The 16,174-nt window shown below is 46.8% G+C and carries 14 protein-coding genes; 6 read left to right on the top strand and 8 right to left on the bottom strand.

Features of this window, described 5'->3' with window-relative positions; all coding sequences use genetic code 11:
* The 5 genes from OXH00_10150 to OXH00_10130 all read right to left on the bottom strand — a co-directional run.
* Positions 1–417, bottom strand: a 417-nt coding sequence (locus tag OXH00_10150; protein MCY3741369.1) for a hypothetical protein, incomplete at its 3' end; no start/stop codon positions are given.
* A gap of 25 nt (positions 418–442) precedes the next feature.
* On the bottom strand, positions 443–1,168 hold the full coding sequence (locus tag OXH00_10145) for a hypothetical protein (protein ID MCY3741368.1): 726 nt from the start codon (positions 1,166–1,168) through the stop codon (positions 443–445).
* A 12-nt stretch (positions 1,169–1,180) separates the two neighbouring features.
* Positions 1,181–2,368 (bottom strand): TonB family protein, encoded by a 1,188-nt coding sequence (locus OXH00_10140; protein ID MCY3741367.1) that lies wholly within the window; start codon positions 2,366–2,368, stop codon positions 1,181–1,183.
* Between the two features lie 28 nt (positions 2,369–2,396).
* The gene (locus tag OXH00_10135) at positions 2,397–3,509 is read right to left on the bottom strand and encodes a mandelate racemase/muconate lactonizing enzyme family protein (GenBank protein MCY3741366.1); all 1,113 of its coding nucleotides are present in this window, start codon (positions 3,507–3,509) and stop codon (positions 2,397–2,399) included.
* Positions 3,510–3,535: 26 nt separating this feature from the next.
* Positions 3,536–4,183 (bottom strand): ThuA domain-containing protein, encoded by a 648-nt coding sequence (locus OXH00_10130; GenBank protein ID MCY3741365.1) that lies wholly within the window; start codon positions 4,181–4,183, stop codon positions 3,536–3,538.
* A 197-nt stretch (positions 4,184–4,380) separates the two neighbouring features.
* Here OXH00_10130 and OXH00_10125 point away from each other — a divergent pair, with 197 nt between their 5' ends.
* The 5 genes from OXH00_10125 to OXH00_10105 all read left to right on the top strand — a co-directional run bounded on the left by OXH00_10125 (position 4,381) and on the right by OXH00_10105 (position 8,598).
* Positions 4,381–4,923 carry a hypothetical protein gene (locus OXH00_10125; GenBank protein ID MCY3741364.1) on the top strand — a complete coding sequence of 181 codons (543 nt, stop codon included), beginning with the start codon at positions 4,381–4,383 and terminating at the stop codon, positions 4,921–4,923.
* Between the two features lie 119 nt (positions 4,924–5,042).
* A complete protein-coding gene (gene purF / locus OXH00_10120) occupies positions 5,043–6,449 on the top strand; it encodes an amidophosphoribosyltransferase (protein MCY3741363.1) in 1,407 nt (468 codons plus the stop codon).
* Positions 6,450–6,499: 50 nt separating this feature from the next.
* Positions 6,500–6,817, top strand: a complete 318-nt coding sequence (locus tag OXH00_10115; protein MCY3741362.1) for a hypothetical protein — start codon at positions 6,500–6,502, stop codon at positions 6,815–6,817.
* Positions 6,807–7,847, top strand: a complete 1,041-nt coding sequence (gene purM / locus OXH00_10110; protein MCY3741361.1) for a phosphoribosylformylglycinamidine cyclo-ligase — start codon at positions 6,807–6,809, stop codon at positions 7,845–7,847. The genes OXH00_10115 and purM overlap by 11 nt, the downstream gene beginning before the upstream one ends.
* Complete coding sequence (locus tag OXH00_10105) at positions 7,834–8,598, top strand: hypothetical protein (protein MCY3741360.1); 765 nt, start codon at positions 7,834–7,836, stop codon at positions 8,596–8,598. Before purM ends, OXH00_10105 begins: the two co-directional genes overlap by 14 nt.
* A 121-nt stretch (positions 8,599–8,719) precedes the next feature.
* Here the strand turns inward: OXH00_10105 and OXH00_10100 are convergent, their stop codons facing one another.
* Positions 8,720–9,667, bottom strand: a complete 948-nt coding sequence (locus tag OXH00_10100) for a TonB family protein (protein ID MCY3741359.1) — start codon at positions 9,665–9,667, stop codon at positions 8,720–8,722.
* 443 nt (positions 9,668–10,110) lie between these two features.
* Here OXH00_10100 and OXH00_10095 point away from each other — a divergent pair, with 443 nt between their 5' ends.
* The gene (locus OXH00_10095) at positions 10,111–11,322 is read left to right on the top strand and encodes an RNA-guided endonuclease TnpB family protein (GenBank protein ID MCY3741358.1); all 1,212 of its coding nucleotides are present in this window, start codon (positions 10,111–10,113) and stop codon (positions 11,320–11,322) included.
* Positions 11,323–11,629: 307 nt separating this feature from the next.
* On the opposite strand, the gene OXH00_10090 is transcribed toward OXH00_10095, so the two are convergent.
* Positions 11,630–13,891 (bottom strand): DUF5916 domain-containing protein, encoded by a 2,262-nt coding sequence (locus tag OXH00_10090; protein ID MCY3741357.1) that lies wholly within the window; start codon positions 13,889–13,891, stop codon positions 11,630–11,632.
* A gap of 94 nt (positions 13,892–13,985) precedes the next feature.
* The gene (locus tag OXH00_10085) at positions 13,986–16,127 is read right to left on the bottom strand and encodes a TonB-dependent receptor plug domain-containing protein (GenBank protein ID MCY3741356.1); all 2,142 of its coding nucleotides are present in this window, start codon (positions 16,125–16,127) and stop codon (positions 13,986–13,988) included.
* Positions 16,128–16,174: the final 47 nt, after the last annotated feature.

Genomic DNA, 16,174 nt, shown 5'->3' with positions numbered 1-16,174 from the left:
TTCCAAGGGGACAACCTGCGTTGTCGCGGCTTTCAATTCCAACCCTTGGATACACTCGACAGATCTTCTATCCTTTTGAATAAGGACTTCAGCGGAACTCGGAACGGGGATTGAGCGTTTGGGTTGGACAACATTACCGGCAGAATCTGTAACGCTTAATTGCGCAAATGCGCCCGATGTTGAAACGTTGGCATAAGGCACAAGAAGGTCAAATTTTCCACTCTGAATACTAAGGTCAAGCGGAATAGCGTCCGTAGATACATAAGTCTCTTTAGGTGTTGAAAGAGAAAAAATTACCCCTGAAGTGGCTGTTGTCACATCCGTTGGCATCGATTGGGTTTGCAAACCTGTGGTGCAGCCTACTATACTAAGAATGAAAAATAAATAAAACAGCGTAAGACTTTTAAATGTTCTCATAAGAATTTCCTTTCCAATATTTCCGTTATTCTATTGTTATGATGATGTTGTTGGAAGTGAGCGTTGCCTTGCTAAGTAGCGATTTGACGGGCAGGTAAGTGTCCTTTTGTTTCTTTTCAAGAGATACAATCTGTTGTTGGATATCGTTAACTGCGGAACGCTTGTCGGCGGCGGAGATGTGGGCATCTGCCACTTTCTGGATCCGTTTAATCTCCTCTTCCAATTCTATAACTTCTGGGTGTCGTTTTTTCAAAAAATCTCGGTAAACCGGTAACTCCATTGTGAGTGTGATTGTGTAATCACCTTTTTCCAACTGATAGTATTTCTGTAAATCCTCCAAGGAAACGACCTGTGTTGCTCCAGCTTTTAATTCCAATCCTTGGATACACTGAACAGACTTTCCGTTTTTTTCGATAAAGATTTCTTCGGAATTCGGTGCAGTAACTGCGCGTTTGGGTTCGACAGTGTTGCCATTAGTATCTGTAACCCGTAATCGTGCAAATGCGCCCGATGTTGAGACGTTGGCATAAGGCACGAGCAGGTCAAATTTTCCGTTCTGAATGCTGAGTTCGATCGGTATGGTATCTTTAGATGTATAAGTCGCCTCGGGTGTTGAGAGCGTGAGCATTACCCCTGAAGTAGCTGTTGTCACATCCGTTGGCGAAGATTGCGTATGTAAACCCGCGACACACCCTATCATGCTAAAGGTTAGAAGTAGGTAGAGTAGGATTGTGTTTTTGAATGTTTGCATAAGAACTCCATGCTATGGCGCGTTGTCATCCACAATCGCAAACTCGAATGGTATTTGCACCTGTTTGCTGATAGGTTTACCGTCTTTCGTTGCTGGATAAAAGGTGCTTTTCTTCAATGCCTCAATCGCTGCCGCCTCAAGTCCAGATCCGAGATTTGTCAATGCTACAATGTCTTCTGGGATGCCTTTTTCATTAATAGTTAACTGTAAAACAACAGTGCCATCCTTTTTAGCATCCTTGGCACTCTTCGGATACTGTGGGTTTACTTTAGTCTTGTACTTAGGGGCAACCCATTGGGATGCCCGCCGCGCTATAATGTCCGCTAATCCGAGTGGTTTCTTCGGCGGTGTAATATCAGATGTATTAATCTGTGATGGTGCTTTATGCTGTATTTGCCCGGCAGGTGGCTCTGTTTCCGGTTCCACTGTCACAGTGATACTGTTTGATGTAAGCGGTGCCTTTCCACGCATTGCTTTGACGGGTAGGTAAATATCTTTCACCGCGTCCTTATGCCGTTCTTGAATAAACTTAATCTGTTCTTGGTAGTAACTGAGGGCATCCTGCTTCGCAGCACCTTGAAGGTTCGGATCGTTTTGGATGCGCGCCATATCTTGTTTTAATTCTCGGATTTCGGGGTGTTCTTCGGTTATAGATTCTGTGTAAACTTCGAGTTCGATTGAAAGCGTTACGGTATAAGTTCCTGGCTGTAACAGGTAGTATCTCTGAATATCTTTCAATTTTAATTCTTGATTTTCGGATGCTTTGAGTTCAAAGCCTTGGATACACCGAACCGTTTTTCCGTCCCTCGACACATATTTTTGTGGGTTTTCTTGCGTAATCGGGTGCTTCGGGTTAACAATCTGTCCGTTCGCGTCTTTCACAGTTATTTGTGTAAATGCACCCTTCGTTGCGACACTGAAAAATGGGACGAGTAGATCAAATTTCCCGTTCTGAATGTTGAGTTCAAGCGGAATGGCTTCCTTCGCAGCATAATTCGTTTTAGGCGTTGAAAGTTGGAGTTCTGCGAGGGCAGTGGGGGTTTCCGTTTCTGCAGCCGATGTGGCTTCATCGGTTTCTGGTTGAGTTGTCGTTGTCTGTAGACTTCCGATACATCCGATGACTGTAACAACACTCAGCAAGAGAAAAAGGGTAACAAGTTTTGGTGTAATTTTCAGGTTTCCAATATCGCTGAATATCATTTTCTTCCTCCTGATATGTTTAGGTTTGCTATAATGTGATGCCTAACCCGGCCCGGTCAGGTACTTCAATAGATCCATTAACTATTTTCTCCGGTGGTTCAGTAAGTGAGGCGCGCCACTCGACTTCTCCCCACGCGTATTCAAGGATTGCGAAATTTGGCACACTTGCCATACATTGCACGCTGGCAGCGGTTGCGACAGGCCCGCTCGGATTGTGGGGTGTTACGCTAATGTTTCGCGCCGCGGCGAGCGTGGCTATTTTCTTGAGTCCGGAAAGTCCGCCGACATGTTTGACATCTGGCAAGATGTAGTCAACATGTGTTTGGGTTAGCAATCTATCAAAGTCCGTGAGGGTCCGTAAACGTTCACCGGTTGCGATCGGGATCCCGATGGAGCGACTTATATGTGCGAAGGCATCCAAATTATCCAACGGGATAACGTCCTCAATCCAGAAGAGGTGTAGGTCTTCTAACTCTTTTGCGACCTGGATGATGATACCTGGATTAAAACGGCTGTGGCAATCCACCATCAGGTCAATGTCGCCACCGATAATGGCGCGAATTGTGCGGATGCGGTCAATACCGAGACAGATAGCGGGTGTTAGACTCCCGCGCGAAATATTAGCGACTGAAACATCGTCAAAAGGTGCGCATTTTATGGCGGTAAAACCTTCAGCAACGGCGTGCTCGGCATTGTTAGCGAATCCGGAAGGGCTGCGATCCACGGTTGCGCGGTTGATATTCGCGTAGAGACGAATCTTTTCTCGGCACTTGCCACCTAACAGTTGATAGCTTGGTACGTCTAATGCCTTGCCAGCGAGATCGAACATCGCCTGCTCAATTCCGCTGAGTGCGGTATGATAGGTATGGCTTTCAGTGTCTCGGTAGAAACGTTGGCGGAATGCCTCCAGTTGAAACGGGTTCCATCCGACGAGCGCGGGTTTGAGGGTATCAATAATATGTCGAACGCTGTTATCATCTTTACCGTGGGAAGCCTCGCCGACCCCCATTGTGCCGTTATCAGCGTGGACCTTGACGAAGAGCCAATTGCCGCGGTGGTTTACCTGAACGACTTCGGTCTCTATGTCTGTGATTTTTAGTGTCTGCATGTGTGTATGCGATAATGTGGCGTGGCGAGGCATTTATGCCTCGCCTCACAGAATGTTCGTTAGGATGCGGCTGCCCATTTCACGCCTTGCGTGAGGAATTTCTGCATACCCGCGCGCTCGAAGGTGCCTGGTCCATGTCCTAAAGTCGTGTAGAAGACGCGTCCGGAACCGTAGGGCTTTACCCACGCCATAGGATGCGCCTTGCCGAACCACTCAGCGGATGCCAAGACATGAATATGCGGGTCGTGTGCAGAGATATAAATCTCATCTTCCACATCAAAATCTTCAACGCCTTGGGTCGTTGGATGCGCGTCATCCTCAATATGGACAGTAAAGGTTGAGCCGGGTGGATGCCAATTGGAAGCCCCCCCGATAAGATCCATAGCGCGACCGCCGATCCACCATGCGGTCCCGTGAATACCGACTAATCCTTTGCCTTCACTTACAAATCCGAATAAACCGTCTTCTTCATCTGGGGTTAAATCGGACACACGTGCGACAGATCCGTCTTCTTGGCGTTCTGTGCGCGTGAAGCCGGTGCCAAAGACACACGCATCATAGGTCTGTAACTCGGATGATGCTAAGATCCCTTTATCATCGGCTAACGTTGCTGAGATGTCAGCATCTTCGGAAAGAAAATCGTGGATGACGCTGGCACTTGCATTAAAACGGTGGTTTTCACCTGACAGTACAAGGATTTTCGACATGAGAGCCTCCTTTAGAAACGGCACTAAAGCCGCCGCTCACGCTGCGTAATTGAACATAAGAACTGCATTTTGTGGCAACAGTTTAATGCAAAATCTAAATTGTGTCAAACCAATTCTGAAAAAAGATAATTTTGACAATAATGTTGCAACGTGATACAATAGAATTAATACATTTAAGAGAGAATTGGGCGGAAGATATGAAAACGAATAGTGTTACGTTGACCCTTGGGCAGATTGCTACTGGGGGTATCATTGGACTGGTAGGCGGTTGGGTTTGCCTGTTTGTCTTTGAGAGTTTTATTTGGCAGGTGCTACTTGGAGATCGAATCAATCACGGTTTCTGGGTAGGTTTATTTCTCCTCATCTCACTGGTTATCACGTATGGTGTCGTAATTATAGGAGCGGGCGTAGGGATGCGCTTTGTGAGTCAAAAGTTCGGTGTTGATATTCCGCTGAAATCGCTTTGCTCAGGTGCGTTTTTGGGTCCACCTGCTGTTGTTGGCTTGCTTGCCCTTCTTAACGTGCCGTGGGAGATATTTGGCAAGCCAAACTTGATCTTGGCGTTGCTAATCCCTGTGCTTAAGACGCTCGCGTATATCATTTCGTTACCGATGCGCGGGTGGGTGTCCGTAGGTTTACCGGTCGAAATTTGGTATATCCTTGCTGTCCCTATCGGTGCGATAGTGGGGTATAGGTTAGAGCTGTCCGTATCGGAGCGCGATGTTGCGCTTATGGTATAGATTAGCAGACGTGGAAAGGACTGAGGCGAGCGCAGAGCAAGCGTAAATTTGCGAAAGGCTTCCTTCAATGAAGAATTGCGAAAATTTAAGAGCGCATGCTGGAGGGTTTAACCATCAAAATGCAGTATGATGATAAGCCGAAGGACGAGTGCGGTGTCTTCGGTGTTTTCGGCCATCCGAGAGCCGTAGAGTTGACCTATCTGGGGTTACGTGCCCTTCAGCATCGAGGGCAAGAGAGCAGCGGCATTGTCGCATCAAATGGCGAGAAATTTACGTATCACCACGGCATGGGTCTGGTTCACTCTGTGTTTACTGCTGAGACTTTAGCGAACCTGGAGGGTCATATCGCTATTGGGCACAACCGCTATTCGACGGCGGGGGCAAGCACGCTTGAGAATGCACAACCTCTGGTCCGAAATTACAAACAGGGACCGCTTGCGCTTGGGCACAACGGCAATCTTGTCAATGCTGTACACATTCGGAATCATTTGGAGAATGCTGGTTCGATCTTCAGCACAAGTTTGGACACAGAAGTCATTTTCCACTTGATAGCACATTCGCGAAAGCAGGCTTTAGAGCATAGGATCGTTGATGCGCTACGAAGTGTTGAGGGAGCATACTCGTTCGTATGCATGGATAATAGCACGCTGATGGGGGCTCGCGATGCGCACGGGTTCCGTCCGCTGTGGCTCGGTAAGCTTGGTGATGCGTATGTGTTAGCTTCCGAGACGTGTGCCTTTGATGTCATTGAAGCAGAACCGATACGCGAGGTAGAACCGGGAGAATTGGTATTTATACGCTCTGCCCATCTCGGTTTAGAGTCGTTGCGCTTTCATAAGAGACAGTCGGAGTTATCGCAGTGTATCTTTGAATATATCTATCTGGCACGTCCGGATAGCATAATGTTCGGGCACAGTGTGAACAACCCGCGCCGAGAGTTCGGCAGGCAACTGGCGCGCGAACACCCGGTCAAAGCGGATGTTGTGATCCCGGTGCCTGATTCCGCGACGATTGCTGCGCTCGGATACGCTGAGGAATCTGGCATTCCCTTCGATTTAGGATTGTCGCGGAACCCTTTCGTTGGTCGCTCTTTCATGAACCCGACGCAGGATATCCGAGAACTGATGGTAAAAGTGAAGTTGAACCCGATACGCGATGTGTTGCGCGGAAAACGGGTTGTGCTCGTAGACGATTCGATTATGCGTGGGACAAATAGCAGGAAACTTATTAAAATCGTTCGGCAGGGCGGTGCGACAGCTGTCCACCTCCGAATTGCCTCGCCTCCAAATAAATTCCCGTGCTTCTACGGGGTAGACACACCGACCCGTGGTGAATTAATTGCGAGTTCGCACACGATTGATGAGATACGAAAGTATATCCGCGCCGACAGCCTCGGTTATCTAAGCATTGAAGGGTTGCTCAATTCGGTGAAGGCATCTCAGGATTTTTGCACCACCTGTTTTGATGGAGAATATCCCATCCCACTTGTGGAAGAATCTTCAGAACAACTGCCGTTGATTATGTAGATTCACTGAATGTTTTAATGATAGTCTTAGCACCTACGAGGAAAATTTTTATGCTGATTTTTAGGCAGAACAAAAAGAGTGGGAATCAGAAAAGACCGAATCCGATAGGTACACCGCAAGGACGCAATACGCTTATTTCTCTGCTGATTTGTGCGATTCTCGGAATGGTTTTGAGTTGGGTGCTTCCTGTACTGCTTGAGAAGTTGCAGCCGAATATAAAACCTGAAAAAGCGCAGGAGATCGGTGTTCTCGTTGCTTTAGGTATTAGCGGTGTTGTGTTAGTCATTAGTTTGTTAAGACCGAGGAAAAGCGTTTCTCCGCTTCGCAGACAATTATTGAAGGAACAAGAGAAATCAGATGGCAGATAAAAAGCAGTTGACGTACGCTAATGCCGGGGTCTCGTTTGAAGCAGAGTCCGAGGCAATATCTCGGCTTAAACCTCTCGTCCAGACCACCTACCGTCCTGAGGTACTCAGCGATGTTGGGAGTTTCGGGGGGCTTTTTGCGCTCAAATCGTATCAAGAGCCGGTGCTTGTTTCCAGTACGGATAGTGTTGGCACAAAGTTAAAGGTCGCGTTTAAAGTAGGACGACACGACACTGTTGGTTTTGATATTGTCGCACATTGTGGTAACGATATTGTTGTACAGGGAGCGGAACCGCTTTTCTTTTTGGATTACATTGGCATCAGCAAGGTAGAACCAGCAGCGATTGAAGGTATTGTGACAGGTCTCGCAGCAGGATGTCGAGAGATTGGTTGCGCCTTAATCGGCGGTGAAATCGCAGAGCTTTCAGATATTTACACGCTCGGTGAATACGATTTGGTCGGGACGATTGTCGGCGCGGTTGAGAAAGCGGACGTGATTACGGGTGAAAAGATCGCCCCTGGCGATCAACTCATCGGGTTAGGCTCGGCAGGTTTACATACCAACGGCTTCTCCCTGGTCCGCCGTATTCTATTTGATAGGTGTGGCTACGATGTTGATACCTACATCCCTGACCTTTCTGCTACAGTTGGGGAAGCCCTGCTGGTGTCCCACAAAAGTTATGTGAGATCTATTCTGGAACTTCGCAAGGTCTGCGAGATTAAAGGGATTGCCCATATCACTGGCGGTGGATTGCCCGGGAATGTGCTACGGATTCTGCCGGACGGATGTGTCGCTGACATTCAGAAGGGGACATGGGAGATTCCGCCGATTTTTCCGTTTTTACAGGAAAAAGGGAATGTTGAAGAGGTAGAGATGTATAGGGTCTTCAACATGGGGATTGGGATGGTAGTCGTGCTTGCCCCTGATGCTGTTGATGACGCTTTAAAGTCCCTGAACGCATCTGGGGAATCTACCTATCGTATTGGTGAGGTGGTCGCAGGCGAAAAAGGGGTGCAAGGTGTCGGTTCCTAATACAGACGCACAGACGACAAATCCGCCATTTTTGGATGATGCTGCACTGCAAGCGTTGAAGGCTTTGCTTGACGAAACACACCCACAAGTCATTTTAGCAGCGTTCCAGAACGTAGACGATGACGACGCTGCGCTGTTTTTTGTGATGTGCACGCAGCTGAAAAGTGAATCTATCGAAAACGCCCTCGCCGTGCATGTTGGAAAAGTTTTCGCGATGTTACCGTTTGATAAACAGGTCCGCATCGCTGAGAAGGTGACGACAACAGAGATCGTTGATGCCGAACGCGCGACACAAATCTGGGACGAACAGATTGCCAAGATTAAGGAGGCACTCCAGAAAACGACCTTCTTGGGTGACGGCGCAGCAAATCTTGCTAAACTACTGTCCTATATGGATATCGCAGGGCAGAATCGGTTGTTGGAAAGATTGGCAGAGAGACAACCGGAGGTGGTGGAGAGCGTCTCTGAGAAGTTGTTTACCTTTGAAGATTTAAGTAATTTGGAGAATGAAGCGATCAAAACTATCCTGCAGGTATTAGACAAACCGACCTTGGCTCTTGCCCTACACAATGCCCCACCAGTAATACACGATCGGTTCCTTGAAAATATGTCAGCCTCCCAAGCGGAGGCTGTAGAGGCGGAAATTGCACAATTGACGTTTGAACAGACACAGATTGCCTATACCGCTCGCCAATCGGTTGTCAGTTTAGTGCGAAACTTCGCAGCTAAAGGGTTGCTAAAAATCGGGTGAACTTCTTCGGTTTCTTACGTTCAGCACGACACTGCCGCATTTGACTGAGCATATCAGAAGTTCTGCGACTCATTCATTTTGTTTCCTTTAAGTAAGAAGCGCAGAATAACAAGCAGTATGCTTAGTCGTCAAGTGTAAACTCGTAGGTTATTTGAACTTGCTTACTAATAGGTGTTTCACCCTTCATTGCTGGACGGAAAGAAGATTTTTTGAACGCAGCGATTGCCGCTTCTTCGAGCCCGAATCCGAGTTTTGTCAATGCTTCAATGTCTTTTGGGATGCCATTTTCATCGATGGTTGCTTGCAAAATAACGTCGCCTACCTTACCTGCTTTCTTGGCATTTTCCGGATACTTCGGCTCTACTCTGATCTTGAACGCAGGGTTAGTAACGCCTGGTTCGGAACTGAAGTTAATGTTACCTACGCCAAGTGCTGCGTCGGGCTCAGGTGTGTCAAGTTTATCAATCAGTGTTGTTGTTTCACGTTCTATCTTAAAGCCTTGTACCGTTGTTTCGGGTTCAATGGTCGGTGTCGGTTTTACAAAATTCCGATCGACATCTATGGGTGTGAGGCCTTCGCCAACGTCAGGCGTTGTGAGGTCAAGTGCTGTCTCTGGGCCTTGGGGAATTGTGAACCCATCTTTTGGCAGTTGGGCGGTGTTAGTCCTTACCGGCTGTTTGATAACGACTTTTTGTTGAGTCTGTCGTGCCTCGTTGAATTTCGGTGCTTCTCGGCGTATGAACCGGCGTTTCGCTTTTGACTCTTCTGAGACGATACTGACATCAAAAGTCTCACTTTCTTGTTCAATCTGATCGACGATAACGTAAGTCCCAATAAATATAGCGATGAGGACATGAAACGCTATTGCGACTGAAAACGCTGTGGAACTCTGTTTAATGTGTTTCTGCGTGATGGGGTGTTTCGGCAGGTTTGCCTGTGCGTTGGAGATGTCGCTCTGCTGGCTCGGATCTAGCGAAACCTTCTTCAATGCGACAAAACGCTTCGGTTTCTTACGTTCAACGCGACGCTCTCGCATTTGACTGAGCATACCGGAAGTTCTGCTACTCATTCGCTTTTCCTCCTATAAACAGAAGAGGGATAGTTTCGGTCACAGGGCACTGTTATTGTGTGTAGTTGACCGAAACCGGCGTTGCAAAAATACTTTTTTAAAACTATTCGTAAGTACTTATTTTAACGTCAAGTACGACCAAAATGTTTAATATGACTCACGAAATGTAGTAAACGCCCTCAATTATAGCATAAATATACTTAATTATAGCATATTTTTACTTATGTGTCAATTTTTTATCAAATCTTCCGCTACAAAACCTCGCCTTTCAAGGCGGGGATGTAGTAGCGACGGATCCTTTTGTTGCGTCAAAAAACTTGACTTTTACCTAAAATAGTGGTTTCATATATGTATCAAGTTGGCAGACATGTTCAGCACAATCGCTTGATTGTGTGTCTGCCTATCTGCTGAACAAGGGTTAAAGACTTGATACTTGATATACCATGCGAAACACGAAACATCAACTCTTTTTCGATAAGACTTTGAAGTATTTGCACAATGATTTGAATATTTGCGGTATTGTGCGTAATCATTTCATTGCGTTGTGTATGCGTTATTACCGCAGATATGGTAAGGGACTTTCGTATTCCAAAATGTCTGCCCATTTAACGAAACTCAAGAAACTTGAGAAGTATAGACATTGGAATATCCCTTACTCGTGGGCGTTGCAAAATGTGCTGAAGCGTTTGGCACAAAGTTTCAAAGAGATGCGGACACTCGATAGAGGACACCCACAATTCAAGTCCTGTAAGAAACACAAAGGCATGACGTTTCGTGGCAACCAAATCAAGTTAGAGTATTTACTTCCAAAGCAGAAACACGAGCGGAGTTGTGCGACATATCAAATCCGTCTCAATGGACGTTGGTATCGTTTCTCTTTGCATAGAAGCATAGCAGGCAAAATCAGACAAGTTCAAGTTACGCGAGACGCACTCGGAGATGTGTATATCACCCTCACAGAAGAATGTAGTGAAGTCAAACCCGAACCCAAGACGGGTAAAGCCGAAGGGTTCGATATGGGTCTCAAAGACTTCCTGACTGGCAGTGACGGACATGGATATACTTCGCCGATGTTCTATAAACAGAATGCGAATGATTTAGTGAAGGCACAAAAAGCATATTCCCGCAAGGTTAGAGGTTCTAAGAATCAAGAACGCTGTCGCAAGCGAGTGTTCCGCATTCATAAGAAAACTGCGAACCAGCGAACAGACCACCATTGGAAACTTGCGATAGAGTTGTGTCGGAAGTTTGATATAATGTTCTTTGAAGATCTGAACCTTCGCGGTATGAAAGCCCTATTTGGCAAACAGGTCTCTGATCTTGCTTTCGGTGAGTTCTTACAGAAACTCCACCACCAATCGAAGAAACGGGTAAAAACCGTTCTAAAGATTGGACGGTGGACACCGACCAGTAGATGCTGTTCTGTTTGCGGTTACAAAAATGCAAACCTGACGTTAGCAGTCCGTGAATGGGACTGTCGAAGTTGTGGAACGTCCCTTGACAGAGACCATAACGCTGCTCTAAACATTCTCAAGGAAGGGGTAGCTTCCTTTGGGTTAGGAGAAGTAAGACCTATTGTTTTGCTTGGCAAGATAGTAGGCTGCTCCGTTGAAGCGTCCAGTCGGTTTCTGAAATCCACAAATGCTTTCGCATAACTTTGCGGAAGCCCGCCCTTTAGGGCGGGGTCTATCACGTGTCAATTTTTTGCTGCCAAACAGTGGAACCGTTCAATTTTCAGTAGTGAGCAATCGGTTGTTAGCCGCATACGATAGATGGGTTGAGAAAAAAATTGGAAACAACTTAGGAAATTGGCGGGCGATAATGCACATCGCATTTGGGCGAGTACGCCGCAGAATCGCCCTACTACAAACGGGGTTGCTTGTAGTAGGGAAACCATTATAGTGTGTGTTCGGAGGTGACTTGACTAAATAGCCTCATATTGAAACGGCTTCGTGCTTGACATTACGGATTCCACCAATAGGTCATTTTTGCAACCACTGTTGAATCCAATAGGCGGGATTTAGTCGTGCCATTCGTATCATACGTCTGATTGAAAACGAAATAGAAATCGCTTCCTGGGCGATAGATATAGTTGATAAGGAAGTTGGTAGACACAACGTTTGTGTCAGCATTCCATTGAGCAAAGAGTTTTGCAAAAAGCCCTGTAGAAAAGGAATAGTCAAGTCTGCCTCTGAACAGATTGACGTAAACAGGACGGGGTTGCCCATCGGTGAAATACGCTTCTGGTAGGTTCACTACCTGATTAAATTGGTATTGTGCGCTCACACTTATATGCCCATTCGGTTTAAGAGTGGTTTGTAGGTATGCTCTACGAACTGTGCCGTTGTAGAAATCCTCAATGCCGCCGCCGAGGGTGGCACCAATTGGTCGGCTGTCATTACTGGACATGCGGATATTAAATGCGTTGGATTGGTAGTCGCCTATCGGAATTTCTATACCATCCCGAAAATCGAAAACCTCGTTCAATTGCTCAAAATTGCGTCTACCGCTGAAAAAGATATAGTCTCCGGTGTCGAATTCAAACCAATTGATATAGGAAATGTTCCATTCTTCTAATTCGTTGTTGTGGTTGAGAAGATAGTTCACCTCTGGCCCCGTCCAAACTTGTCGGATACCAAATTTTTGGGGGTTTGGAATCCAGCGTGCCTCGCCACGAAGATTTCGGATGCCGGTACGTCGCACATATCCGACAGCGGGATTGAAATCATCATCAATGTCGGTATACGCCCCCTCCAGACGGAAGCGATTATTCTGCCATCGAGAACCGAGGTACCAAGCGTTATTCTGACCAGACATACCGGGTTCAAAAGTTCGGGACCACATGCCTCGAACATTTAGACGATCGTTGGGTCGATATTCAAAGTCGAAACCGCCTGCGCGGTTGTAATCTCCGAAGTCGTCTTTATTAACTGCCATCACCCCGATCCGCGAACCTGCGGCAATATCTTTCGTAATCCGCATCACGGAAAAGTTAGTGCGCGGGATGTCGATTGGATCATCGTCGTCTGTACCAGCCTCATAGAATTCGTTTGTCAGAACATTGAGAAATCCTACACCGTAAGAACCTACCTTGCCACTCGCTTTTCCACCAAAGATAATCGGAATAGCGTTCCCTTGTGCGAGACCAATCCGTCGGCTATAAAAAAGGAGCATCGGTGGCGGTCGACGGGAACTCGTCCGTGGAATACCAAAATCGAAAAGCCCTGCGCCTTCGAGAAAGAAGGGTCGTTTCTCAGGAAAAAAGAGACTGAATCGGGTAAGATTTACCTGTTCCTCATCTGCTTCAACTTGTGCGAAGTCGGTGTTATAAGTGATGTCAGCGGTGAGATTTGAGGTGATACCGTATTTTGCATCGAACCCGAGTTTGAATTCACGTGTCGTTTGGAGTGTGCCGTTATCATCTTTAACTTGGGTGATACCGGGCAGAAAATACGGCAGAAATTCAAGGTTTCGAGAGGGTGCAATTCCTTCGAGTCCGACAAGGTTCCCGACATGTGCTGTTCGGTATTTTGCCCGACCGCCATAAGAGGATGGAACAGGCATCCATATACCCTCTTCTCGCTGGCGAGCAATGCCGCGTCCAGCATTGATGCCCCATGTCATCGGATCGTTCTGTTCAAAACGGAGTTGACTAAACGGAATGCTGAGTTCCGCTGTCCAGTAGGAATCGTTAATTTTTGACTTGCATGCGACAACGGCGTCCCAATCGGTGTTCATCGAATCGCCACTGTTCGTAATGGCTCTGTCCTGTATCGCGCCAAGCGGGTTCATCCGAAAGAAAAAACCGCTCCGTTTGTCGTTATATGTATCCAATAGCACAAAAACGTTGTCGTTTTCGTGTAGGTCCCGGGCATCCCTGCGCATTTCGTTTGCGATGAGTTTGGACATCTCTGAGTCGAAACAGGTAAAACCGAAGTAAATATTCTCATCGTCGTAGAGGATCCGAAGTTCCATTGGTTCCGACATGTTTTCGCCTACATTTGGCTCGACCTGTACAAACCGATCCATCGGTTCCGCACGCTGCCAATCCGCTTCTGTTAAATCACCGTCAATTTCGACGCTCTCGTAGGTACGGTATGCTTTAATCTGGTTGTTATGTGTCTCGGCATGTCCGTTGGCGATAATAGTGGGCAATAGCGTGACGACGCACAAGAAAGTTATGAACTTTTGGAATTTGAGGGAAGAAAATAGATACTCGTCCAAAAACGTTGCCTCCTTTGGGGAACGAGATTCTGATTAATGTATAGACGAAAAAGGAGGCGAATTAGGCTATATAAAATTCAATTGGGCAGGATTATCAAAATTCCAACGTCAGTGCCAGGAAGGGGATTATAGGCAATTGGGCGACCGGTACTTGTTTTGTATAATTTTTGTTGTAGCGAACTTGAAGGATGTTGGTGCGGTTGTAAGCGTTCCAGAGTTCTGCGGTAAACCCTCCCTTCCATCTGCCGATATTTAAGAAAGATAAGTGGAACCGTAAATCCAAGCGATGATATGCTGCTGTGCGCTCCGGATCGCCGTAAATTGGTAGCCACGTTTTGTTTTTAGTAAACGGATTGGTATACCGTTCCCGATCAACCAACGGCGAATATAGCGCGCCACTCTTGTATTGCCAATTTGCGCCAAATTCCCATCTGTCTGATTGATAATTCATGCCGATCGTTACAACATGTGGCGTATTATACATATAAAAGCGCTCGTCATCCCTTGGAGAATCTTGGCGTTTAGAGATAGTATAAGCGTAAGAGAGCCAACCCCGCAGCGCGTCGCCTATTTGATGCTCCAATGAGACCTCAACACCTTTCACATATCCGGTTCGCTGGTTCTGATAACGTCTTTCGGATGTGTTATAAGTAATCATATCGCGAAGGTCTTTGTAATAGCCAGCGATTTCAATCTTTGTCTGATTGGGTAACGGTCTCTTCTTTGTAGGTACAGTTGAACCTATTTCCTTCGGTTTTGAGGTTAACATTTTTTCCAATGCAACGACATAATGCCTTGCCAGACTTGGGGCAATCTCTGGATTCTCTTTCCCAAGGACGACTTGATAAAACTGCGGGTTCTGAACATAACTGCCGTACATGAAACGGAGATCTATGGGAAAAAGATGTGGTTCTTCGGTATTCTCAAAATCTGGTCCGAGCCTCACGCCGAGGAGCCCACGCGGTTGGAGTGAAAAGTTGTCTATCAGATTAAAATAGCTTGCACGCATCCCGATAGTGGCATAGAGGTCAGTGTAGCGAGGCGAAGGTAAGTCCTGTGTTGCTTGCAGGTACCCTTCGAGACGATGCAGGCTCTTGGATATATTGGTAAGGATTTTTTCTCCATCTTGCTTAAGCCTGAAATCATAGTCTGGATCCCCTTCTTCAAAAGGACGCGCACCGACACTCATCAGTGATATAGGGAGATTTGAAAGTACAAATCCAGATTCCAGCAGCGTTTTCGGATGCTTGATCCAGTACTTGAGGTCACTTCGCAGTGCGTAGACGCTTTGTGCGCTCCGATAGAAGTAACCTTCACCGAACTTAAGTTCCGTCCGGGAGAATGAACGCGTGAGTGACACAATTGATGTGAATACGTCCTGTTTTTCGGAATAGAGATGAATCCCTTGTGAATCGAAGGGGTTATTTGAGCTCAGTGGACCTGGCAGGTCGCTATCAGACACTTCATCTGAAGTAAAGTTCAATTCGCCGGAATCGTCTGCTCCAATGGTGTTGACTACCAACCTGTGTGTGTTATTTAATTGGTAGACCGCTTTACCCTGATAACTCCAAAAACTTGGCACCTCGGTCACCCGATCATCCTCAATTTCTAACAACCGTGGTAACAATTCAAAAAGAGGCCCCATATAACTCCGCCGTCCAAAGGCGTACCAGTACCCTTGTTCGCCTATATTTCCTTCAAGGAAGGCTTGAGCATACACGGGATTGGCGTTGGCTGTTCCGCCTAACCGAGTATCAGTCTTCGTACGCGAGTGGATGTCAATCACAGCCTGTGAGTCCGCACCGAACTCTGCGCCGTATCCACCCGGATACACCTCAATATTTTCAATCACATCAGCATTGACAGTGGAGACGATTCCGTGGAGATGGTACGGGTATCCTAACGGCAGTCGATCGAAATAGTAGAGGTTATCCTCAGGTCCACCGCCTCGCACAGAGAGGATGCCGACGAAATCGTTCAGCACACCGATGCTGGGAAGGTGATTTAATACTCGAAGCGGGTCTCCTGCGCTTCCTGTGGCACGCCTGATAAAACTGTCATCCAAAGTATGTCGCGGTTTTCTTTCGATTCGCTCTCCTTCAACTGTTACAGGGTCTAACTTAACAACAGGAGGAGCTGTTTCGTTTTCTGCTGAGCTTGACTGGGGCGTTTCATTAGTTTGAGCGATAGCACTAAACGGGACCAGGCAAATTAAAAGGATCAGTATCTTTTTCAAGGCTTGTCTCCTGAAAGGGTTAGCAGACAGATTCTTTTAAAAAAAGG

The organism is Candidatus Poribacteria bacterium, assembly GCA_026706025.1.
In the GTDB taxonomy this organism is placed as follows: domain Bacteria; phylum Poribacteria; class WGA-4E; order WGA-4E; family WGA-3G; genus WGA-3G.
This window is presented reverse-complemented; position numbering and strand designations above follow the sequence as displayed.

What these genes read in the sequence shown, in the direction of transcription:
- OXH00_10145 (MCY3741368.1), bottom strand. Translation starts at nt 1,168, where the DNA reads ATGCAAACATTCAAAAACACAATCCTACTCTACCTACTTCTAACCTTT.
- OXH00_10095 (MCY3741358.1), top strand. Translation starts at nt 10,111, where the DNA reads ATGCGAAACACGAAACATCAACTCTTTTTCGATAAGACTTTGAAGTAT.
- OXH00_10125 (MCY3741364.1), top strand. Translation starts at nt 4,381, where the DNA reads ATGAAAACGAATAGTGTTACGTTGACCCTTGGGCAGATTGCTACTGGG.
- purM (MCY3741361.1), top strand. Translation starts at nt 6,807, where the DNA reads ATGGCAGATAAAAAGCAGTTGACGTACGCTAATGCCGGGGTCTCGTTT.
- OXH00_10100 (MCY3741359.1), bottom strand. Translation starts at nt 9,667, where the DNA reads ATGAGTAGCAGAACTTCCGGTATGCTCAGTCAAATGCGAGAGCGTCGC.
- OXH00_10130 (MCY3741365.1), bottom strand. Translation starts at nt 4,183, where the DNA reads ATGTCGAAAATCCTTGTACTGTCAGGTGAAAACCACCGTTTTAATGCA.
- purF (MCY3741363.1), top strand. Translation starts at nt 5,043, where the DNA reads ATGCAGTATGATGATAAGCCGAAGGACGAGTGCGGTGTCTTCGGTGTT.
- OXH00_10135 (MCY3741366.1), bottom strand. Translation starts at nt 3,509, where the DNA reads ATGCCTCGCCACGCCACATTATCGCATACACACATGCAGACACTAAAA.
- OXH00_10115 (MCY3741362.1), top strand. Translation starts at nt 6,500, where the DNA reads ATGCTGATTTTTAGGCAGAACAAAAAGAGTGGGAATCAGAAAAGACCG.
- OXH00_10140 (MCY3741367.1), bottom strand. Translation starts at nt 2,368, where the DNA reads ATGATATTCAGCGATATTGGAAACCTGAAAATTACACCAAAACTTGTT.